A 21,240-nucleotide genomic window follows, 5' to 3' on the forward strand; every position below is an offset into this window, starting at 1 on the left:
ATCGGGGAAGAGCCAGGGTTATCCCCGACCAGCTGCTCTGACGTGCGGAAACGTAAGATCGGTTCATGGACCGCACCTGGGTGGAGTTCCCGGCGCGCCACCCTCTGCTCATGGATCTGAGCTGGTTGGTGCCCTGGACGGTGCTGTGCGTGTTCACCTCGGGCGGCGACGACGACATGCCCGCGACGCTGCCCGCCGAGCTGGCCGTCTGCGCCGGACTGCTGGTCCCGCTGCTGTGGCGCCGCCGTTTCCCGATGACGGTCTTCGCCGTGGTCGCCGGGGTGACCCTGCTCCAGATCTACCTGCGCTGGCCGATCCTGCTGGCCAACCTGGGCGCGTGCGTGGCGCTGTTCGGCGTGGCCAGCCGGTGCTCGCTCGCCAAGTCGCTGGTGGCGGCGGGGGTGGCGCTGGTGGGCCAGTGGCTCTGGGTCGTGCGCTATCCCGATTCCGATACCGGTCCCATGGCGGGGTCGACGGCCGTCCTGGTGGTCCTGCTCTGGCTCGGCGGTCGCTTCGTGCAGGCCAAGCGCCAGGGCACCATGGCGCTGCGCGAGAGCCTGGTGCTGGCCGAGGAGGCCAGGCAGCGCGAGGCACGCTACGCCGCGGTCAGGGAACGGATGGAGCTGGCCCGCGAGCTGCACGACACCGTCGCGCACAACGTGAGCGTGATGATCCTCCAGGCGGAGGCCGTACGGCAGCAGCCCGCTCTGGCCGTCCGGGCGATGGAGGTGATCGCGTCGGCCGGCAGGGCGGCGCTCGCCGACATGCGCTCCCTGGTCGGAACCCTGAGCGAGGAGCCACCGGTGCCGTGGTCGGCGCTGGTGGCCGACGCCGTCGAGGCGGTCGAGCGCAGCGGGTTGAAGGTCCACTCCGAGGTCGACGGCCCGCCCTGCGACGCGCGGTGGGCGGAGGTCTATCCGGTGGTCCGCGAGGGGCTCACCAACGCGCTCAAGTACGCGGGTCCCGGCGCGCAGGTGCGGCTGTCGATCCGTTTCGGTCCCGAGCAGACGGAGGTCTCGCTGGAGGACGACGGCGGCGGCAGCCCGCTGCCGATGCCGCCCGGCGGGCACGGGCTGGCCGGCCTGCAGGAGCGGGTGCTCGCCGGGGGCGGCACCTTCTCGGCCGGGCCGGGCGAGGCCCGCGGCTATCGAGTGGTCGCCACGATGCCGAGAGATCACGATGGACGGTGATGTGCGTGTCCTGGTCGTCGACGACCAGGAGCTCCTCAGGGCCGGCCTGCGGCTGGTGCTGGAGCCGCGGCCGGGGCTCACCGTGGTGGGCGAGGCCGGGACCGGCGAGGAGGCGCTGGACCTCCTGGAGGCGGAGCGGGTCGACGTGGTCCTCATGGACGTGCGCATGCCGGGCATGGGAGGCATCGAGGCCACCCGCCAGGTCCGCGCCCGCTTCCCGCACACCAAGGTCCTGCTGCTGACCACGTTCGACGAGGACCGGCTGATCCAGGAGGGCCTGCTCGCGGGCGCCGACGGCTACCTGCTCAAGGACGTCCCGCCAGACGATCTGGCGCGGGCGCTGGTGAACATCGGGCGCGGGGCCGCGGCGATCGACCCACGGATCGCCAAACGTTTCCTCGACCTGTTCCGCACCGATCTGCCGGACGTCGCGCCGCCCAGCGGCCGGCTGGAGGAGCTGACGGCCAGGGAGCGCGAGATCTTCATGCTGGTGGCCGCCGGCTGCACCAACGCCGACATCTCACATAGGCTGGGCATTTCCGCCGTGACGGTGCGGACCCATGTCGACAACATCGTCGCCAAGCTCGCGCTGAGGTCCCGTCCGCAGATCATCGTCTACGCCTACGAGCAGGGCGTCATCCAGCCCTCTCAGCGTTTCGATGAGGAGTCAGCGAAAGAATGAGGGGAAAACCCTTCTTTCGCAGGACATTTTCCGGTGGTATCTCTTCTTACCGTCAAGTATGGGCATCATCCGTTCGCACATCACTTGTCTCACCCTTTGCCTGCTTGGCGCGGTGGGCGGTGCCGTCGCGGTCGCCGGAGCCCTCGGTCTGAACGGCGCCGAGCACGGCAGGTTCACCCAGTGCTTCGCCGGTCAGAGCATGAGCATCGTGGTCCTGCCCGCCGGCTTCCCCGGCAGGGACAAGGCGCCCGAGCTGACCCCCGGCACCCCCGCGCAGGTGAAAACCGTCCCGGGCGTCTCCCACGTGGAGGAGGTCTACGGAGGTCCGCTGGAGACCGGCTCCCGTCCGCTGGCCGGCATCGTCCTTCCCAAGGACGGGCTTCCCATGCTGCCGCTCGTCGCGGGCACGCTTCCCGCCTCCGCCAAGGAGGCGGTGCTCGACCGCGGCACCGCCTCGGCACTGGGCCTGCATCCCGGTGACCGCCTCCCCGTCACCGGCGCCGGCGGCCGTACGACCGAGCTGCGGCTGTCGGGGATCATCGGCATCGACATGGACCAGCGCCAGGTCGTGCGGGGCGCGATCGGCCTCGGCCCGGAGACGGCCCGCCCGCTGATGGGCCGGCTGGAGCTCAGCGGCATGCAGCTGACCGTCGCGGGCACCGCCACGCCGTCGGCCGTACGGGACCTGGTGGCGGCCAAGCTGGGCCCCGGCCCCGAGGTCTTCACCCGCAAGGACTTCGCCGCCCGTCGCGACCTCGACACCCAGATCCTGACCGTCTCGCTGGCGGTCCTGGGCCTGACCGTCCTGCTGTTCGCCGCCGCGATCAGCAGCGCCACGTACGGCAGGCTGCGCGAGAGCTGGCTGCGCCCGCCCGGGAAGGCGATCGCCAAGCACGGCCTGGGCCCCATCCGCAGGCTGATGACCTTCGACCGCGTCATCGGCCTGCCCATCGCCCTGATCAGCGGTGCCGCGATCGGCACGGGGGCGCTGGTGGTGCTCTCGGCCCTGGGCGCCGACATGTCGTGCGGCGGCGTCTACTCGGTCCTCGGCATCACCGTGCTGATCCCGACGAGCGCCTTCTTCCTCGCCATGTTCCTGGCACCGATTCCTTCACTACTTCACAAATGGCGAGGAAAAATATAGAACTTGTTCCAACCCCCAACTGTGAGGAGCATCACATGAGCTCAGAAAGGGAAGGTGCGTTAGGGGTCTCCCGTCGGACCCTGCTCGCTGGAACGGGTTTCATCCTGGGAGCCGCAGCGCTCCCGGCACCCGCCAAGGCGAACGTCCCCGCGCTGGTCATCGGCACCGGGTACGGCGGAGCGGTGGCGGCACTCCGGCTCGCCCAGGCGGGCGTGGACGTGCACATGGTCGAGATGGGCATGGCCTGGGACACCCCAGGACCGGACGGCAAGATCTTCTGCACCACCACCTCGCCCGACCACCGCTCCTACTGGCTGCGCACCAAGACCAAGGCGCCGCTCAACTACTTCCTCGGCTTCCCGATCGATCGGGACATCTCCCGCTACACCGGGATCCTGGACGCGGAGGAGTTCGGCGGCATCACGGTCTACCAGGGGCGCGGCGTCGGCGGAGGCTCGCTGGTGAACGGCGGCATGGCCGTCACGCCCAAGCGCCAGCACTTCGCCTCGGTCCTGCCCTCGGTCAATCCGGACGAGATGTACGACGTCTACTACCCGCGCGCCAACGCGGGCCTCGGCGTCGGGCTGATCGACCCGGCCTGGTTCGAGAGCACCGCCTGCTACCAGTACTCACGGGTCGGCCGTAAGCACGCCCAGCGCTCCGGCTTCCCGTGGACCTTCGTCCCCGACGTCTACGACTGGGACTACATGAAGCAGGAGGCCGCGGGCACGGCTCCCAAGTCCGCGCTGGCGGGAGAGATCCTGTACGGCAACAACCACGGCAAGAAGTCGCTGCAGAAGACCTACCTCGCCCAGGCCAGGGCCACCGGCAGGGTCACCATCTCGCCCCTGCACCGGGTCACCTCGGTCACCCCGGCGGGCGGCGCCTACACCGTGACCATGGAGCAGCTCGACACGAGCGGCAACGTCGTCGCGGTCAAGCAGGTGACGGCGAACCGGGTCTTCTTCGCCGCCGGCAGCGTCGGCACCAGCAAGCTGCTGGTCAAGCTGAAGGCCACCGGCGCGCTTCCCGGCCTCAACGACGAGGTCGGCAAGGGCTGGGGCGACAACGGCAACGTGATGTGCGGCAGGGCCAACCACCTGTGGGATCCGACGGGCAAGCTGCAGTCGACCATCCCCTGCTCGGGCATCGACAACTGGGACGCGGGCGGCGCCTTCGCCGAGGTCGCTCCGCTGCCCACGGGGATCGAGACCTACGCCTCGTTCTACCTGTCGATCACCCGCAACCCGTACCGGGCGCAGTTCACCTGGAACGCGGCGGCGGGCAAGGTGGAGCTGAACTGGCAGACCGCCTGGAAGCAGCCGTCCATCACCATGGCCAAGACGATCTTCGACAAGATCAACTCGAAGGAGGGCACGATCTACCGGACGGACCTGTTCGGCGTCTACAAGATCTGGGGCGACCACCTGACGTACCACCCGCTGGGCGGCGCCGTGCTGAACAAGGCCACCGACAACTACGGCCGCCTGCACGGCCACCCCGGGCTGTACGTCATCGACGGCGCCCTCATCCCCGGCAACACCACGGTGAACCCGTTCGTCACCATCACAGCGCTCGCCGAACGGAACATCGAGCGGATCATCGCCACTGATCTGTGAGCATCGGTCGGCCACGGGCGCGTGTGGCCGACGTCCTCTCACCTCTTCTTGACGAACTCCGCGACTGCCACCCGGGTGCTCCGCAGAGCCTCCTGTGAGGTGTCATAGGTGCGTTGAGCCACTCCCACGAAGACGCAGTCGACCACCAGCAGCTGACTGATGCGGCTGGCCAGCGCGCCGGGACGGAACTCCGTCTCCCTGCCCGCCGAGATGAGCACGTGCTCGGCCACCTCGGCGATCGTCGAGCGCGGGTTGTTCGTGATCGCGACGGTCGTCGCCCCCGCCTCCCCCGCCCTGCGCAGCGGCTCCAGCACGTCGGGGGTCTCGCCCGTGGTGCTGATGCCGATCGCCACGTCGCCGGGCTTGAGCAGCACGGCGCTGGTCAGCGCCAGGTGGGCGTCGTTGAAGGCGTGACTGGCCAGCCCGATGCGCATCAGTTTCTGCGCCATGTCGGCGGCCACCAGGCCCGAGGCGCTGACGCCGTAGGCGTGGATCCTGGGGGCGCCCACGATGGCGTCGACCACCGCGCCGAGCTTCTCGGAGGTGAGCTGGGCGACGGTGTCGTTGATCGCCTCGGTCTCGGAGCGCGAGACCTTGACGATCACCTCGGACAGCGGGTCGTCGGGGGCCAGGTCGCCGGGCACCAGCCGGTCGGGCTGTGCCGCCGCGGCGGCCAGTGCCAGGCGCAGCTGCGGGTAACCGGCGAAACCGAGCAGCCGTGCCGTACGCACGATGGTCGCCTCGCTGGTGCCGGAGGCGGCCGACAGCTCGGTGATCGTGCTGCGCGCGACCGTGGCGGGATCCTCGAGGATCAGCTTGGCCACGGTCTGCGCGGCGGGGGTCAACGACGGCAGCACCCCACGCACGGTGGCTACCAGGGTGTCGGCACGGGGTGTGTTGTCGTCCACACGATGATTATGCGGCCTTCCTCACCTGAGTGTGCCGTTCGTCATGCCGGCGGGCTCCTCGGGGAGCGCGACCAGCCCCAGGTCGGCGTGGGAGGCCATCAGCGAGTGATGCGGCACCACCCGGACGGTGTAGCCGAACGCGCCCGTGCGCTCCAGCGGCACCACCCCTGAGTAGTGGGCCTTGCCATCGTCGCCGTTGCTGATCTCCTCCAGCGTCAGATACGAAGGGCTCAGCAGCTCGTCGTGCGGCCCGACCTGGCCGTACGCGGCCTGGACCAGCACGTCGCCGGGCGACAGGTCACCCAGCGCGACCGTGGTGCGCAACTCCAGCGCGGCGCCCACCTCAGGGGTGTCGCCGATGCCCGAGGCCTCCACGTGCTCCACCCGCACGCCGGGCCACGCCTGGCTGACCCGCACGCACCAGGCGGCGAACGCCCGCGCCTGGCCGTACGCGTCGGACGACAGGGCACGCGCGGAGTGCGAGGCGGGCGTGTAGAGCGTGACCACGTAGTCGCGCAGCATGCGCCCGGCCAGGACCTTCGGCCCGAGCGTGGCCAGCGTGTGCTTGACCATCTCCAGCCAGCGCCGCGGCAGGCCGTCGGCCGCGCGGTCGTAGAAACGGTCGGCCACCTCGTGCTCGATCAGGTCGAGCAGCGCGCCGGACTCCAGGTCGTCGCGCCGGTCCGGGTCGGCGACGCCGTCGGCGGTCGGGATCGCCCAGCCGTTGGTGCCGTCGAACCACTCGTCCCACCAGCCGTCGCGGATCGACAGGTTGAGCCCGCCGTTGAGCGCCGCCTTCATGCCCGAGGTGCCGCACGCCTCCAGCGGGCGCAGCGGGTTGTTCATCCACACGTCGCAGCCCTGCACCAGCAGCTGGCCCAGGGCCATGTCGTAGTCGGGCAGGAAGACGATGCGGTGGCGCACGTCCTCCTCGTCGGCGAAGCGCACGATCTGCTGGATCAGCTTCTTGCCGCCCTCGTCGGCCGGGTGCGCCTTGCCCGCGATGACGATCTGCACGGGCCTGTCGGGGTCGAGCAGCAGCTCGCGCAGGCGCTGCGGATCGCGCAGCATCAGGGTCAGCCGCTTGTACGACGGCACCCGCCGGGCGAAGCCGATCGTGAGCACCTCGGGATCGAGCGCGTCGTCCACCCAGCCGAGCTCGGCGTCGGAGGCGCCCCGGTCACGCCACGACCTGCGCAGCCGTACCCTGGCCGCCTCCACGAGCCGCCGGCGCAGCTTGCCGCGGATGCCCCAGATCTCGGCGTCGGAGATCTTCTGCACGCCTTCCCAGCCCTGCGCCTTGTCGATGAGCGAAGGCAGCTCGCGTCCGGCCACCTCCATGATCTCGCGGCTCACCCAGGTGGGGGCGTGCACGCCGTTGGTGATCGAGCCGATCGGCACCTCGTCGAGGTCGAAGCCGGGCCACAGCGCCTGGAACATGCCGCGGCTGACGTCGCCGTGCAGCTCGGAGACGCCGTTGACGCGCTGCGCCAGGCGCATGCCCATGTGCGCCATGTTGAAGCGGCCGGGATCCTCCTCGACGCCCAGCGCCAGGATGCGGTCGACCGGGACGGTCGGCCAGGCGTTGTCGCCGCCGAACTGCCGCTCGATCATGTCCTTCGGGAACCGGTCGATGCCCGCCGGCACCGGGGTGTGCGTGGTGAACACCGTGCCCGCGCGCACCACCTCCAGCGCCTCGTCGAAGCTCAGCCTCGACTCGGTCAGCTCGCGGATGCGCTCCAGGCCCAGGAAGCCGGCGTGGCCCTCGTTGGTGTGGAACACCTCGGGCTCGGGATGCCCGGTGGCCGCGCAGTAGGCCCTGATCGCCCGCACGCCGCCGATGCCGAGCAGGAGCTCCTGCATCAGCCGGTGGTCGGTGCCACCGCCGTACAGCCGGTCGGTCACGTCGCGCGCCGCCGAGTCGTTCTCCGCCACGTCGGAGTCGAGCAGGAGCAGCGGCACCCGGCCGACCCGCGCCACCCACACCTGCGCGTGCAGCGTGCGCCCTTCCGGCAGGCCGACACGGACCTTGACGTCCTTCAGCAGCGACAGCGGCAGCCCGCCGGGATCGAGCGACGGGTAGTGCTCCAGCTGCCATCCCTCGGGCGACAACGACTGCGTGAAGTAGCCGTGGCGATACAGCAGCCCCACGGCCAGGATCGGCACGCCCAGGTCGCTGGCGGCCTTCAGATGGTCGCCCGCCAGGATGCCCAGGCCGCCGGAGTACTGCGGCAACGCGGCCGCGATGCCGTACTCCGGCGAGAAGTAGGCGATGGCCTTGGCGGCGTCGGGCAGGCTCTGGTACCACTTCGGCGAGGTCAGGTAGTCGCGCAGGTCGTCGGCCGCGTCGGCCAGCCTCCGCAGGAAGCGGCGGTCCTGCGCCAGCTCCCTCAACCGGGACGGATCGACCGCGCCGAGCAGGGCCACGGGATCGTGGCCCACCTGCTCCCACAGGTCGGGATCGACCGACGAGAAGAGGTCGGTGGTCTCGGGATGCCATGACCAGCGCAAGTTGTGGACAAGCTCGCCGAGGGCGGCCAGCTCCGTGGGCAGGACGGTGCGGACGGTGAACCTGCGGATTGCTCTCACGATTAATGACCCTATGGCTACTCGGAGGACTCGCGTCTGTCTTTCACCGGCTGCCGCTCCCTCAAACACGACGGCGGGCGCATGAAGTTGGACGAAGAGGGCAACTCACTCATATGTCTCAGCCCCTTGCTGTCCACATACAGATGCAATGATCGTTGCGGCAGGTACCAGCCTCGACCCGGAGAGCTCAGACACATGATCGGACGCATTCCCATCTCGGACATCCAGCCCGTCGTCGAATGCGGGGCCTGGCCCGCCAAGGCCGTGGCGGGCGAGACCTTCGAGATCTCCGCGACCGTGTACCGCGAGGGACACGACGCGGTGGCGGCGGGGGTGGTGCTCGTCTCCCCCGGCGGGGAGAAACGCCGGCTCAAACCGATGAAGGAGCTGGCCCCCGGCACCGACCGCTGGGGAACGACGGTGAGCCTTCCCGACGAGGGCGACTGGCAATTCCGGGTGGAGGCCTGGAGCGACCCGATCGGCACGTGGCTGCACGACGCCGGGATCAAGATCCCGCGCGGGCTCGACGTCGACCTGATGTGCGAGGAGGGCGCGCGGCTGTTCGAACGGGCCGCGAAAGCCGTACGGCCCGCCGACTGCCCGGCCGGTCCCGCGCCGGGCGCCGCGGCGGTGAAGGTCTCCAGCGCGGTTCCCGGCGTGAAGGTCTCCACCAAGGCGGAGGCGTGCGGGCACCGGGCCGCCCTGCTGGCCATCGCCTCCACGCTGCGCGACGACACGCTCGACCCGCGGGCCAGGCTCTCGGTGACCCAGCTTCCCGAGACGGCGAGGCTGATCGAGGCGCACCCGCTGCGTGACCTGGTGACCAGGTCGAAGGCCTTCCGCCTGCGCGTGGATCGCCGCAGGGCGCTGTACGGCTCCTGGTACGAGTTCTTCCCGAGGTCGGAGGGGGCGATCGTCGACCCGGCCGGGGTGAGCAAGTCGGGCGACTTCCAGACCGCCGCCAAGCGGCTGCCCGCCGTGGCCCGCATGGGCTTCGACGTCGTCTACCTGCCGCCGATCCACCCCATCGGCACCGCCCACCGCAAGGGCCCGAACAACACCCTGACCCCGGCCGAGGGCGACCCCGGCAGCCCCTGGGCCATCGGCAGCGAGGACGGCGGGCACGACGCGATCCACCCGGACCTGGGCACCATCGAGGACTTCGACGCCTTCGTCGACAGGGCCAGGGAGCTGGGCCTGGAGGTGGCGCTGGACTTCGCGCTGCAGTGCTCCCCCGACCACCCCTGGGTCAAGGAGCACCCCGAGTGGTTCAACATCAGGGCCGACGGGACGATCGCCTACGCGGAGAACCCTCCCAAGAAGTACCAGGACATCTACCCGCTCAACTTCGACAAGGACCCCGAGGGCATCTACGCCGAGATCAGGCGGGTGATGCGCCACTGGATGCAGCACGGGGTCAGGATCTTCCGTGTCGACAACCCGCACACCAAGCCGGTGAACTTCTGGGAGCGGCTGCTGGCCGACATCCACTCCACCGACCCGGACGTGATCTTCCTGAGCGAGGCCTTCACCAGACCAGCGATGATGCGCGGCCTGGCCAAGATCGGCTTCCACCAGTCGTACACGTACTACACCTGGAAGAACTCCAAGGACGACGTGGAGTCGTACCTGACCGAGCTGTCCGAGGAGACCTCTCACTACCTGCGGCCGAACCTGTTCGTCAACACGCCCGACATCCTCCACGAGTACCTGCAGCACGGCGGGGTGCCGGCCTTCAAGATCAGGGCGGTGCTGGCCGCGCTGACCGGGCCGAGCTGGGGTGTGTACGCGGGGTACGAGCTCGCGGAGAATATGCCGGTTCGCCCCGGCAGCGAGGAATACCTCGATAGCGAGAAATATCAGTACAGACCTCGCGATTGGGAAGCCGCGGAACGAGAAGGCCGTAGTCTGGCCCCCTTCATCACTCATCTGAATTTGTTCCGAAGAGCCCACCCGGCACTCCAAGAATTGCGTAACCTGAGGTTCCACAGGATCGACCAACCGGACATGGTCTGCTTTTCCAAGCGACTGCCCGGCGCCTTCGACACGGCCACACGACGGCACGGACTGGGCGACGTTGTCCTCGCGGTCGTCAATCTGGACCCGCACCACACCCACGAGGCGACCGTAGAGCTGGACATGCCTGCCCTGGGTCTCGACTGGAACGCCGAGTTCGTCGTCGACGACGAGCTCTCCGGCGAGACCTTCCACTGGCGCCAGAACAACTACGTGCGTCTCGACCCCCACATCCACCCGGCTCACATCTTCACTGTGCGATCGGGCAATCGGTAGATCCGCACACAAACGATTCGGGGAGGCTTCGACGTGTCTGAAAGCGCTGAAACATGAACTCCGAGCCCATTCCCAACACCTTCGACGAAGAAGAACCGCGCGATCCCTACTGGTACAAACGCGCGGTCTTCTACGAGGTGCTCATCCGCGGGTTCAAGGACTCCAACGGCGACGGCACGGGCGACATCAAGGGCCTGATCAGCAAGCTCGACTACCTCGAGTGGCTCGGGGTCGACTGCCTGTGGCTGCTGCCGCTGTACGAGTCGCCGCTGCGTGACGGCGGTTACGACATCTCCGACTTCATGAAGATCCTGCCGGAGTTCGGAGACCTCGGCGACTTCGTGAAGCTGGTCGACGAGGCCCACAAGCGGGGCATGAGGGTCATCGCCGACCTGGTCATGAACCACACCAGCGACGCCCACCCGTGGTTCCAGGCCTCGCGTCACGACCCGACGGGGCCGTTCGGCGACTTCTACGTCTGGTCCGACAGCGATGAGCCCTACCAGGACGCCCGCATCATCTTCGTCGACACCGAGACGTCCAACTGGACCTACGACCCGGTGCGCCAGCAGTACTACTGGCACCGCTTCTTCCACCACCAGCCGGATCTCAACTACGAGAACCCGCAGGTGCAGGAGGCGATGCTGGAGGTCCTGCGGTTCTGGCTCGACCTGGGCATCGACGGATTCCGCATGGACGCCATCCCCTACCTGTTCGAGGAGGAGGGCACCAACTGCGAGAACCTTCCCCGGACGCACGCCTACCTCAAGCGGGTGCGCGCCGAGGTCGACCGCCTCTACCCCGACCGGGTGCTGCTCGCCGAGGCCAACCAGTGGCCCAGCGACGTGGTGGAGTACTTCGGCGACCCGGTGACCGGTGGCGACGAGTGCCACATGGCCTTCCACTTCCCGCTGATGCCGCGCATCTTCATGGCCGTCAGAAGGGAATCGCGCTACCCCATCTCCGAGATCCTCGCGCAGACGCCGAAAATCCCGGAGAACTGCCAATGGGGCATCTTCCTCCGCAACCATGACGAGCTGACCCTCGAAATGGTCACGGACGAAGAGCGCGACTACATGTATACGGAATACGCCAAAGACCCCAGAATGCGGGCCAATGTCGGCATCCGCAGGCGGCTCGCCCCGCTCCTGGAGAACGACCGCAACCAGATCGAGCTCTTCACCGCCCTGCTCCTCAGCCTCCCCGGCTCGCCCGTCCTGTACTACGGCGACGAGATCGGCATGGGCGACAACATCTGGCTGGGCGACCGCGACGGCGTGCGCACCCCCATGCAGTGGACCCCCGACCGCAACGCGGGCTTCTCCGACTGCGACCCCGGCCGCCTCTACCTGCCGACGATCATGGACCCGATCTACGGCTACCAGGGGCTCAACGTCGAGGCGCAGCAGAAGAACGGCGGCTCCCTCCTGCACTGGACCAAGCGGATGATCGACATCCGCAAGCGCCACCCGGTCTTCGGCCTGGGCGAGTTCACCGAGCTCAACTCCAGCAACCCGAGCGTGCTGGCGTTCGTGCGTGAGCTGGGCGACGACCGTATCCTGTGCGTCAACAATCTCAGTCGTTTTCCCCAGCCCGTGGAGCTGGACCTGCGGAGATTCGTTGGAGTGGCCCCCGTCGAGACCATGGGCGGTGTGCCTTTCCCACCGATTGGCGAACTTCCGTATCTTTTGACGCTTCCTGGGCATGGGTTCTACTGGTTCACCCTTCCGCCTCCACAGACGGAGTAGCCCATGCTCGAGGACACCCTTGCCGACTGGATCACGCACCAACGATGGTTCGCCGGCAAGGGCCGTCCCATAGACACTCTCCGCATCGAATCGGACACATCGCTGCCCGGCCTGCGACACCTTGTCATCGCCGTACGGCAGGGTGGCGTCACCGACCGCTACCAGCTGCTCCTGGGCCACAGCGACCACCTGCCCGACCGGCTCAGGCACGCCCACATCGCCGACGGCCTCTACGACGCGCTCCACGACTTCGAGCTCACCGGGGTGCTGCTGGAGCTGATGGCCTCGGGCACCACCTTCGGCCCGATCCGCTTCCGCCACCTGCCCGGCGCCGCCATCGACACCTCGCTGCGCAGCCTGGTGCTCGGGGCCGAGCAGTCCAACACCTCCCTGGTGTACGGCGAGGCCTACATCTGCAAGCTCTTCCGGCGCCTCATCCCCGGCACCAATCCCGAGCTGGAGATCGTCTCCGCTCTGGCCGATCGGGGCGCCAAGCACATCGCCCAGCCGTACGGATGGATCGAGACCGACCTCGACGACCAGCCCACCACGCTGGCGATCATGCAGGAGTTCCTGCCGACCGCCAACGACGGCTGGGACCTGGCCCTGGCCAGCGTGCGCGACCTGTACGGCGCGATGCCCGAGCTGGCCGCCGGGGAGGTCGGCGGCGACTTCTCCGCCGAGGCCCGCCGGCTGGGCCTGGCCACCGCCGAGGTGCACCGCGAGCTGGCCGAGGCATTCCCGACGGACGTGGTGGAGCCGCCCGAGGTCAAGCGCATGGTGGAGGCCTTCAGGCGCAACCTCGAACGGGTGGTCGCCGAGGTGCCCGAGCTGGCGCCGCACGCTCCCGTCGTGGAGGCGGCCTTCCACCGGGTGGAGGAGGTCACCGGTGCGGTGCCGGTGCAGCGGGTGCACGGCGACTACCACCTGGGCCAGGTGATGCGCACCGCCACCGACTGGATCATCCTCGACTTCGAGGGCGAACCAGGCCAGCCGCTGGCCGAGCGCCGCGCGCTGGCCTCGCCGCTGCGGGACGTGGCCGGCATGCTGCGCTCCTTCGACTACGCCGCCCGGCACCTGCTCCTGGACCACCCGCGCGCCGACGAGCTGGAGGAGCGCGCCGCCGGGTGGACCGCCCACAACCGGGCGGCCTTCCTCGACGGCTACGTGCGCGGCGGCGGGCGCTTCACCGAGACCGACGCCGCGCTGTTGCGTGCCCTGGAGTACGGCAAGGCCGTCTACGAGGTCGGCTACGAGGCGCGCAACCGGCCCGGGTGGCTGGCCATCCCGCTGGCCGCGTTCACCCGTTGAACGTGACCTCGGGGTATTCCGGCGAGTCCCGTTCCAGCAGGGTCTGCGGCCTGCCGCGCAGATGCCGGTCCAGGAAGGCCGTGACGTAGGTGCGGGTGAGCTCGACGGCGCGCTCGGCGCCCAGGGTGCCGGTCTGCTTGACCCCGAGCGCGCCGCCCATGAGCACCGTGTCGGTGAACGACTGATGCTCGCCCCCGGTGAAGGTCAGCCAGCGTTTCCACCCGGTCAGCAGCTTCCAGTCGCGATCCCACGAGGTGTCGCGGCCGCCCGGCACGTGCTGGGGGTTGCCGAGGAACATGAACGGCCTCGGCAGGCCCGTCTTGGGGATGCGGGCGTAGGTGGTGCCGTCCATGTTGACCCCGGCGCGCACGCGCGGGTCCTTCACCATGGCGGCCACCGCCGAGCCGCCGCCGAGTGACTGGCCGACCATGGCGATCCTGGCGGGGTCGATGAGCGCGGAGCCCTTCCACGCCGAGCCGGTGAGCTGGTCGAGCACGAAGGAGACGTCGCTCGCCCGCGACTGGACCACCCGCGACTGGAAGCCGAAGTCGGTGTCGAAGTCGCAGGCGACGCACTCGGCGACGCTCCCGTCGGCCAGCGTGGTCGCGTAGGTCTCGTAGGTGTGGTCGATCCCCGCGACGACGTAGCCCTGGCTGGCCAGTTCCTCGGCCAGCGAGGTGAGCGTGGCGACCGGCTTGGTCCAGCCGGGCGAGAGCACCACGAGCGGCAGGCCGCGCCGTGCTCCCGCGGGCTCGGCGTCCTTGACGGCGTTCGTCTCGGTCTTGCTGAGGATGTCGTACGGCGCGCCGGTCACCACCCTGCCGCCCTTCAGCAGCAGCTCGGACTCCTTGGCCGACATGTACGGCGCGCGCTCGCCGTCCGCGCTCGCCGCCGGGTACCACAGGGTGACCCGCAACCGCCTGCCCTCGGCCTGCGGCTCCCACGGATCGGGCCGTGAGGTGTCGTCGAGGAACAGGACGGTGCTGCCCACGGCCGAGCCGCCGGTGGGCGCCGGCAGCACCATCACGCCGGTCGGCACGGGCGCCGGTGACGGGGTCGCCGCGGCGCGGGGCGGGGCGGGCGCGGTGCAGGCGGACACGGCGAACACAGCGCACACGGCGAGGACGGCCGGCCCCGTGGCCCCCGCCCGGAGCGAGGAGTGCTTCATGACGGGCTCCCAAGCAACGACAGGGCCTTGCCGAGCGCCGGGTCGCGCCCGGCGGCGACGTCCGCGGCGGTCAGCGGGAGGTGGACGTCGGGCGCGACGCCGACCTCGTCGATCTCCTCGCGGTTCACGCCGAGGTGGTGGGTCGTCGGCAGCTGCAGCACGGTCCCGTTGCCCAGGAGGTACGGCTTGGGCAGCCCGAAGACCACGCCGCCGGTCCGCGTGCCGACCAGCTTGCCCACGCCGAGCGCCTGCACGGCCGAGCTGAAGTGCTCGCACGCCGAGACGCAGCCGCGGTCGGTGAGCACGACGAGGGGCAGGTTGAGCAGGGTCACGCTGTCGTCGGTCTTCGCCGGCCGGCAGGTGCCGTCGGGCGAGCAGTGGTGGCCGGTGACCTTGCCGTGCGCGAAGGCGCCCAGCAGCCGGTTCACCTCTTCCTCGCGCCCTCCGGTGTTGCCGCGCATGTCCAGCACCAGGCCCTTGAGCGGGCGCTGCGAGCCCAGCCGCGACAGCACCCGGAAGATCCGGTCGGCGACCTGGGGCGCGAATCCCGTCACCTTGAGGTAGGCGACGTCGCCCACCAGCCGGGAGGTCACCCCCTGCAGCAGGGCCAGGTCGGGCTGGAACAGGCCGGGCCGCAGCTCCACGCTCCAGCGGCGCCCTGTCGACTCCCGCAGCAGCTGGAGCCTGACCGGGCGGGTCTGCGGGTATCGCGGGTAGACCTGCTTGATCGCGGAGGTCAGCCTGCCGCCGACGAACGGTGACTCCCCGTTGACCGCCTCGATGACGTCGCCGGGGCGCAGCCCCGCCTTCGAGGCCGCTCCGCCCAGCACGGTGGTGACGAACAGCGGGCCGAGCGCGCCGCCGAGGTCGCTGCCCGCCTGGAGGGAGGTGATGTTCGTCAGCAGGCCCAGGCTGTACATGTCGCCGTTGTGGAAGTCGGGATGGCGCGGCGGGTCGTCGTGGATCCAGGTGGTGTGGTTGGCGCCCAGGCCGGCGAGCATGGCCTCCAGCGTGACGACGGCCAGCTTCTCGTCCACGTCGTCGGGGAGCCGGTCGGTGATCGTGCGGAAGGTCGCCTCGAACGCCTGCCAGTCCTTCCAGCGGTCGCCCTGCAGCGGGGGCATGACGGCCACCGCGAGGTCGCGGCCCGAGCGGGAGAGCTCCTGGGTCAGGGCGATGAAGCCGTCGGTCAGCATCTCCTCGGCGTCCACCGTCACGCCCTTGTAGTGGTGGGCGAAGACGCAGTAGTAGGCCTCCTCCACCACGTCGATGGTGGTGGGCGTCTCGGCGGGCACCGGCGGCTCCGGCGGCTTGCAGGTCGACATGGCGGCCGCCTCTGCCGTCGAGGTGCTGCCCTCGCTGCGCGGCGGCGCCGGTGCCGTACAGGCCGCCGCGAGCAGCAGGGCGAGCCCGGCTGCCGCGGCTCTCGGCCTCACGACGACCGCCTGCGGATCCACCAGAAGCACAACCAGGTCAGTGCGATGGTCAGCGCGGCGTAGATGCCGGTCTCGATCCCCTGGAAGAGCCAGAAGGAGCGGGTGGGGTGATAGGTCGCGGCCTGGCGGTAGCCCAGCCGGTTGAGCTCGGCGAAACAGGCGCCCATGGGGTCTCCCTGGCCCACCTGCGACGGCGACAAGGGGGTGCACGCCTTGTCGCCCTCCGGCGTGAGCGGGAAGACCTCGCCGTCGGCGAGCTTGCGCCCTTGGGGGTTCACCAGATGGTTGGTCAGCACCCAGGCGCCCGCGTCGGTGGGGATCTGGTCGCGCAGTTTCAGCCCCATGCCGCCGGGGTCGCGGTTGAATCCCTCGACGTTCCCGCCGCTGAGCGCGACGTTGGCGCTGATGGGGGCCTGGAAGTGCGGGCGGACCAGCATGGGTACGGCGAGCTGGAGCCCGACGAAGATCAGCAGTGTGACGGCCATGGCGGGCAGCGTGCGGCCGATGAGCAACCCCGTGGTGATCCCCAGGACGAACGCGAAGCCCGCGTACGCCATGGGGACGATGCCGCGCGCGTCGAACACCAGCGGGCTCATCAGCGCCCAGCCGTCGGCGGCCGACTTGTCGAGGGGGTCGGACCACCAGGTCACCGCGAGCCCGAGCAGGCAGGTGGCGGCCATGACGGTCAGGCCGATGACCAGGAGCTTGACCGCCAGCCAGCGGCTGCGGGTGACGCTCTGGTTCCACACCAGCAGGTGGGTGCCGTTCTCCAGCTCGCGGGTGATCAGCGGCGCGCCCCAGAAGAAGCCGATCAGGGCGGGCAGGACCAGGACGACCAGGGTCACGCCCAGGAACGGCTGCTGGTACCTGTCGAAGAAGTCGTTGTAGAAGCGGTCGCAGAAGCCGTTGGCCAGGCAGTTGCTCAGGCCTTTGGAGTATTCGGCGGCCATGCCGGGCCCGGTCAGGACCAGCACCAGGCCGACCAGTGCGAGCACCGCGCCCATGAGCGCGGCCGAGCCGCGGAACTGGCGCCAGGTGAGCCAGATCATCGCTGGACCTCCAGGGTGGGGCCCGCGTGGACGCGGCCGGGGGTGGCCATGTAGGCCAGGACCAGGTCCTCCAGCGTCAGCTGGGTGACCGCCCACGAGGGGTCGTGGATGGGCGAGTCGGTACGGATCACGAAGGTGCTCTGCCGGTCGGTGTGGGTCGCGGAGACCACGTGCTGGTCCGACGGCAGGTGGTCACGGCGCGGCCCGGTGAGCCGGTGATGCGTGGACAGCAGCTTGTCGACCTCGCCCGCGACCTGGACCCTGGAGCCGATCAGCACGATCAGGTAGTCGCAGGTGCGCTCCAGGTCGGAGACCAGGTGGGAGGAGAGCACGACGCTGAAGTCGTGGTCGACGACGGCCTCCATGAGTCCCTGCAGGAACTCGCGGCGGGCCAGCGGGTCGAGCGAGGCCACGGGCTCGTCGAGGATCAGCAGCTCCGGCCGCTTGGCCAGGCCCAGGGTGAGGGCGAGCTGGGCGCGCTGGCCGCCCGACAGCTTGCCCGCGCGCTGCCTGGGGTCGAGGCCGAGCTTGGCGATGCGGTCGCGGGCCAGTTCGGCGTCCCAGCCCGGGTTGAGCCTGGCTCCCAGCCGCAGGTGCTCCTCGACGCTCAGCCCGGAGTAGGCGGGGGTGTCCTGGGCGACGAAGCCGACCTTGGCCAATTGGGAGGCGCTGCCGTCCGGCTGGCCGCCCAGGACGGTCAGCCGGCCCTCGCTCGGGACGAGCTGGCCGGCCGCCAGCTTCAGGAGCGTGGTCTTGCCCGCGCCGTTGGGCCCCACCAGGCCGACGACGTGACCGGCCGGGATCTCGAGACTGCAATCACGTAGCGCCCAGCGCCTGCCGTACCGCTTGCCCAGGTCCTGGGCGACTAATACCGAGTTCACGCTATGTCCTCCTGAGCGCCGGCCCGAAAGGTGGTCATGAAGAGAGCCTCGATGCTTTCGTCGTCGAGCCCCGCGCTCCGGGCCTTGGCCATCCACCGCTCCAGCTCCCTGCGGAGCGGGGCGTGGGCGGACAGGCTGGTGTCGGTCAGCGTGCGGGTGACGAAGGTCCCCAGACCTGGGCGTGCGGCGATCAGGCCGTCGTGCTCAAGCTCCCGGTAGGCCTTGAGGACCGTGTTGGGGTTGATCGCGAGCTGGGCCACCACGTCCTTGACGGTGGGCAGCTGGTCGCCCTCGCGCAGCAGCCCGAGCCGCAACGCGTGCCGTACCTGCTGCTTGAGCTGCATGTACGGCGAGACTCCCGATCTGCCGTCCAGGTGGAACCGGATCATGGGCTTTCTCCATTTATCTAATGTCCTAGTACATTAAGACGCTAGATATATGGCGCTTGTTAACGCAAGCCCGTCTCGTGAGCGGTTCGTACGGCCCAGGCGGCGACGGCCAGCGTGGTGACCGCTCCCAGAAGCTGGTTCGCCCAGGCGATGGAGGACGCCGGATCGTCCGGCAGCAGACCCAGGAGCACGGCGGCCACGCCGCCGGCGATGGCCAGCACGGAGGTCAGCGCTGTCCAGCGCCGCTCCCAGACCTGCAGCAGGCCCACCGCCGGCCACCACAACGCGGTGATCACGACGGTCCAGTCGGGCACGGCCAGGCCGGGGAGGATCAGCGTGGCCCCGGGAACCAGCCACAACAGGCCGAGTGCCAGCACGATCAGGCGCAACCACCGGGGAGCCCTGTCGAGCACCAGGTAGACCAGGATCGCCGCCACCACGCCGAGGGCCTCGGCGATCCAGTACACCGGCGGCAGGAACAGGCCCACCATGCGGCCGAAGATCTGCCCGCCCGCGTAGACGTACAGCACCCAGCGCAGGGCGCGGGCCGTGGCGGGCAAAGCGACCGGCACGGCCCCAGCGGGGCCGCGCACGACCACCCACATCAGCCACGCCTGGAGCAGGCCGGCCGCGACCAGAGCGGCCGTGGCCAGTGGGCCGTTGCCTTCCGTCAGCGGCGAGGCGAGGGCCAGCGAGCCGAGCGGCTCGGTGACGATGATCAGCAGGACGCCGCTGAGCTCTCCCGGCGTCAGCGCGAGGAGCGCACTGAGCAGGACGACGAGGAGGTAGACGCCGGAGACGACCGCGGCGGCGACACCGTAGGGGTAACGGGACAGGGAGCGCACGCTCCAGCCTAGCCAGCCGGGCAGGCAAGCGCTGTTACCTGCGAAAATGCGGATTTCTCCTGCCCGCTTCCGTTCATATGGCTACTCTTCGTAGGCATTCTGGAACGATGAGTGAAGGAGCGGGCATGCGGCGCAGCTGGGTACTGGCCGGCGCGACCCTGAGCGCGGCGGTCGTGGCGGGCACGGCCATGTTCCTGTCCGGCGGCGAACCCCAGGCGTCCCAGGTCCAGAGGCAACCGCCTCCCGCCCCCGGCGATCCGCTCAGCCAGGACGAGGTCCGGCGTGCCACCGAGGTCGCCACCGCCTCCTCACGCGCCCACATGGCCTCGGGACGGATCGAGCTGCTCTACGTCGAGCGCGAAGACGACAAGGCGCAGGACGACCGGCGGGCCGAGGCCTACCTGTACGACTACGCCGACGACGCGCTCATCGTGCGGACCGTCGACCTGGCCGAGGGCAAGGTCGTGGAGGAGTCCAAGGGCAGGGGCGTGCAGCCGCCGCCCTCCAAGCGCGAGGAACTGCGTGCCGCCGAGCTGCTGCTGGCCCATCCCAAGCTGGGCAAGGGGGTGCGGGCCGAGTACAAGAAGGCGTCGGGCAGGCAGCTGCGCACCGCGGCCGACCTGCAGCTGCGCGGGCTGATCTTCCGCGACGCCGGCGCGTGCCGTACCCATCGGTGCGTCCGCCTGTTCGTCAGGCTGCCCGACGGGCGTTTCCTCGACACCAGCCGCATCGTCATCGACCTGTCCGCCAAGAAGGTTCAGACCCTGGAGTGGTGACTTGTTCGTCCACCTCTTACTGGCGGGCTCGCTCGCCGTGTCCGGTGCTCCTCTCGCCCGTACGGCGGCCGCCCCCGGCCAGCCGTGCAGCGCCCCCTACCTCATCGACGAGCGGTTGCCCAACGGCGCCCGCTGGCGGTTGTGCTGGGAGATGCGCACGATCGAGGGGCTGACCGTGGGCCGGGTCGCCTACACCCCGCCCGGGCACCAGCAGGTCGGGGTGCTGCGCAGCGGCGCGCTGGCGCAGATCCACGTGCCCTACGACAGCGGCGAGCCGCGCTACCACGACATCGGCTCGCTCGGCTCGGCCGCGGTCGCGCTGACCGAGGCCGACTGTCCTGGCGGCGAGCGGCGCGGGCAGTACACCTGCGTGCTGACCAGGGCGCGCGGGCACGCCTTCCTCAAGGACGGCTTCGGCGACCCGGCGGAGCGCAGGTCTGCCCAGGGCCGGGAACTGGTCGTGCTGTCGGCCTACCAGGTGGGGTGGTACACCTACATCGCCGAGTGGATCTTCGGGGACGACGGGTCGATCACGCCGCGCGTGGGAGCGACCGGTTCGCTGGCCGGCACCACCACGGCGCCCAAGCACGGCTGGCCGATCGGGGTGGGGCGCAAGCACTTCGAGGAGTCGCACAGCCACAACATCTTCTGGCGCATGGACTTCGACATCGGCGGCAAGGCGCGGGACGTGGTGGAGCAATACGACTTCTCCGGAAACCGCACGAAAAAGCGCTCGATGATCCGTACGACCCTCACCCGCGAGACCAAGGCACTCAACTGGCCCATGCGCTGGTGGCGCGTCGTCGACCCCCGGGTGCGCAACGCCGACGGCCACGCCGTCTCCTGGGAGATCAACAACTCCGGCAGCGCGGAGTACCGGGGGCCCTCCGACGAGGCCTTCACGCACTCGGACGTCTACGTGACGCAGTACCGGGCCTGCGAGCGGCTGGCCACCATGAACCCCTCGCCCAGGTGCCGCACGTCGGTCGACGCCTACGCGGGCAAGGAGCGGGTGAAGGACCCGGTGTTGTGGGTGAACGTGGGCTTCCACCACGTGGCCCGCGACGAGGACGCCGACCCGATGCCGGTGCACTGGCAGGGCTTCCGCGTCACACCCCGCGACGTGACGGCACGCAACCCCGCCGCCTCGGCGGGACCCTCCGCCCCGCCGCAGTGACTTGACGCGACACTGTGCCGCAGATCATGAGCAGAT

The 21,240-nt window shown here is 69.8% G+C and carries 17 protein-coding genes; 9 read left to right on the plus strand and 8 right to left on the minus strand.

Annotated features, from left to right (window positions below):
- Positions 1–65: 65 nt before the first annotated feature.
- The 4 genes from HNR30_RS27370 (at position 66) to HNR30_RS27385 (ending at position 4,635) form a co-directional block, all read left to right on the plus strand.
- Positions 66–1,190, plus strand: a complete 1,125-nt coding sequence (locus HNR30_RS27370; protein WP_181612865.1) for a sensor histidine kinase — start codon at positions 66–68, stop codon at positions 1,188–1,190.
- Positions 1,180–1,872 carry a response regulator transcription factor gene (locus HNR30_RS27375; RefSeq protein ID WP_181612866.1) on the plus strand — a complete coding sequence of 231 codons (693 nt, stop codon included), beginning with the start codon at positions 1,180–1,182 and terminating at the stop codon, positions 1,870–1,872. Before HNR30_RS27370 ends, HNR30_RS27375 begins: the two co-directional genes overlap by 11 nt.
- A gap of 112 nt (positions 1,873–1,984) precedes the next feature.
- The gene (locus tag HNR30_RS27380; RefSeq protein WP_181612867.1) at positions 1,985–3,016 is read left to right on the plus strand and encodes an ABC transporter permease family protein; all 1,032 of its coding nucleotides are present in this window, start codon (positions 1,985–1,987) and stop codon (positions 3,014–3,016) included.
- 35 nt (positions 3,017–3,051) lie between these two features.
- Positions 3,052–4,635: a GMC oxidoreductase gene (locus HNR30_RS27385; protein ID WP_220134006.1), complete on the plus strand. Its 1,584-nt coding sequence runs from the start codon at positions 3,052–3,054 to the stop codon at positions 4,633–4,635.
- A 38-nt stretch (positions 4,636–4,673) separates the two neighbouring features.
- On the opposite strand, the gene HNR30_RS27390 is transcribed toward HNR30_RS27385, so the two are convergent.
- The gene (locus HNR30_RS27390; protein ID WP_181612869.1) at positions 4,674–5,543 is read right to left on the minus strand and encodes a MurR/RpiR family transcriptional regulator; all 870 of its coding nucleotides are present in this window, start codon (positions 5,541–5,543) and stop codon (positions 4,674–4,676) included.
- 21 nt (positions 5,544–5,564) lie between these two features.
- Positions 5,565–8,132 (minus strand): alpha-glucan family phosphorylase, encoded by a 2,568-nt coding sequence (glgP, locus tag HNR30_RS27395; protein WP_181612870.1) that lies wholly within the window; start codon positions 8,130–8,132, stop codon positions 5,565–5,567.
- Between the two features lie 195 nt (positions 8,133–8,327).
- Between glgP and HNR30_RS27400 the strand changes: the two genes are divergently transcribed.
- Genes HNR30_RS27400 through HNR30_RS27410 form a run of 3 tightly spaced genes read left to right on the plus strand, consistent with a single transcriptional unit; the run spans position 8,328 to position 13,483 of the window.
- Positions 8,328–10,424 carry an alpha-1,4-glucan--maltose-1-phosphate maltosyltransferase gene (locus HNR30_RS27400; protein WP_181612871.1) on the plus strand — a complete coding sequence of 699 codons (2,097 nt, stop codon included), beginning with the start codon at positions 8,328–8,330 and terminating at the stop codon, positions 10,422–10,424.
- A gap of 53 nt (positions 10,425–10,477) precedes the next feature.
- Positions 10,478–12,172 carry a maltose alpha-D-glucosyltransferase gene (treS, locus tag HNR30_RS27405; protein ID WP_181612872.1) on the plus strand — a complete coding sequence of 565 codons (1,695 nt, stop codon included), beginning with the start codon at positions 10,478–10,480 and terminating at the stop codon, positions 12,170–12,172.
- 3 nt (positions 12,173–12,175) lie between these two features.
- Entirely contained in the window at positions 12,176–13,483 is a 1,308-nt protein-coding gene (locus HNR30_RS27410) for a maltokinase N-terminal cap-like domain-containing protein (RefSeq protein WP_181612873.1), read from the plus strand.
- Here HNR30_RS27410 and HNR30_RS27415 read toward each other — a convergent pair.
- Genes HNR30_RS27415 through HNR30_RS27440 form a run of 6 tightly spaced genes read right to left on the minus strand, consistent with a single transcriptional unit; the run spans position 13,473 to position 19,251 of the window.
- Entirely contained in the window at positions 13,473–14,651 is a 1,179-nt protein-coding gene (locus HNR30_RS27415) for an alpha/beta hydrolase family protein (RefSeq protein ID WP_181612874.1), read from the minus strand. The two genes, HNR30_RS27410 and HNR30_RS27415, sit on opposite strands and share 11 nt — an antisense overlap.
- Entirely contained in the window at positions 14,648–16,087 is a 1,440-nt protein-coding gene (locus HNR30_RS27420; RefSeq protein ID WP_312894664.1) for a S41 family peptidase, read from the minus strand. Before HNR30_RS27420 ends, HNR30_RS27415 begins: the two co-directional genes overlap by 4 nt.
- Positions 16,084–17,136 carry an ABC-2 membrane transporter-related protein gene (locus tag HNR30_RS27425; protein WP_181612875.1) on the minus strand — a complete coding sequence of 351 codons (1,053 nt, stop codon included), beginning with the start codon at positions 17,134–17,136 and terminating at the stop codon, positions 16,084–16,086. Before HNR30_RS27425 ends, HNR30_RS27420 begins: the two co-directional genes overlap by 4 nt.
- A complete protein-coding gene (locus HNR30_RS27430; RefSeq protein ID WP_181612876.1) occupies positions 17,133–18,017 on the minus strand; it encodes an ABC transporter ATP-binding protein in 885 nt (294 codons plus the stop codon). Before HNR30_RS27430 ends, HNR30_RS27425 begins: the two co-directional genes overlap by 4 nt.
- On the minus strand, positions 18,014–18,406 hold the full coding sequence (locus HNR30_RS27435; RefSeq protein WP_181612877.1) for a GntR family transcriptional regulator: 393 nt from the start codon (positions 18,404–18,406) through the stop codon (positions 18,014–18,016). Before HNR30_RS27435 ends, HNR30_RS27430 begins: the two co-directional genes overlap by 4 nt.
- A gap of 59 nt (positions 18,407–18,465) precedes the next feature.
- Complete coding sequence (locus HNR30_RS27440) at positions 18,466–19,251, minus strand: hypothetical protein (RefSeq protein ID WP_181612878.1); 786 nt, start codon at positions 19,249–19,251, stop codon at positions 18,466–18,468.
- Between the two features lie 125 nt (positions 19,252–19,376).
- Here HNR30_RS27440 and HNR30_RS27445 point away from each other — a divergent pair, with 125 nt between their 5' ends.
- Both HNR30_RS27445 and HNR30_RS27450 read left to right on the plus strand, forming a co-directional pair.
- Complete coding sequence (locus tag HNR30_RS27445; RefSeq protein ID WP_181612879.1) at positions 19,377–20,027, plus strand: hypothetical protein; 651 nt, start codon at positions 19,377–19,379, stop codon at positions 20,025–20,027.
- A 1-nt stretch (position 20,028) separates the two neighbouring features.
- The gene (locus HNR30_RS27450) at positions 20,029–21,204 is read left to right on the plus strand and encodes a copper amine oxidase (RefSeq protein ID WP_220134007.1); all 1,176 of its coding nucleotides are present in this window, start codon (positions 20,029–20,031) and stop codon (positions 21,202–21,204) included.
- The last annotated feature ends 36 nt before the right edge of the window (positions 21,205–21,240 follow it).

This window comes from Nonomuraea soli (assembly GCF_013761175.1).
Lineage (GTDB): Bacteria > Actinomycetota > Actinomycetes > Streptosporangiales > Streptosporangiaceae > Nonomuraea > Nonomuraea soli.

Excerpts from the sequence above, each read along its gene's own strand:
- HNR30_RS27415 (WP_181612874.1), bottom strand. The coding sequence starts at position 14,651 with ATGAAGCACTCCTCGCTCCGGGCGGGGGCCACGGGGCCGGCCGTCCTC.
- HNR30_RS27375 (WP_181612866.1), top strand. The coding sequence starts at position 1,180 with ATGGACGGTGATGTGCGTGTCCTGGTCGTCGACGACCAGGAGCTCCTC.
- treS (WP_181612872.1), top strand. The coding sequence starts at position 10,478 with ATGAACTCCGAGCCCATTCCCAACACCTTCGACGAAGAAGAACCGCGC.
- HNR30_RS27425 (WP_181612875.1), bottom strand. The coding sequence starts at position 17,136 with ATGATCTGGCTCACCTGGCGCCAGTTCCGCGGCTCGGCCGCGCTCATG.
- HNR30_RS27435 (WP_181612877.1), bottom strand. The coding sequence starts at position 18,406 with ATGATCCGGTTCCACCTGGACGGCAGATCGGGAGTCTCGCCGTACATG.
- HNR30_RS27410 (WP_181612873.1), top strand. The coding sequence starts at position 12,176 with ATGCTCGAGGACACCCTTGCCGACTGGATCACGCACCAACGATGGTTC.
- HNR30_RS27445 (WP_181612879.1), top strand. The coding sequence starts at position 19,377 with ATGCGGCGCAGCTGGGTACTGGCCGGCGCGACCCTGAGCGCGGCGGTC.
- HNR30_RS27370 (WP_181612865.1), top strand. The coding sequence starts at position 66 with ATGGACCGCACCTGGGTGGAGTTCCCGGCGCGCCACCCTCTGCTCATG.
- HNR30_RS27400 (WP_181612871.1), top strand. The coding sequence starts at position 8,328 with ATGATCGGACGCATTCCCATCTCGGACATCCAGCCCGTCGTCGAATGC.
- HNR30_RS27385 (WP_220134006.1), top strand. The coding sequence starts at position 3,052 with ATGAGCTCAGAAAGGGAAGGTGCGTTAGGGGTCTCCCGTCGGACCCTG.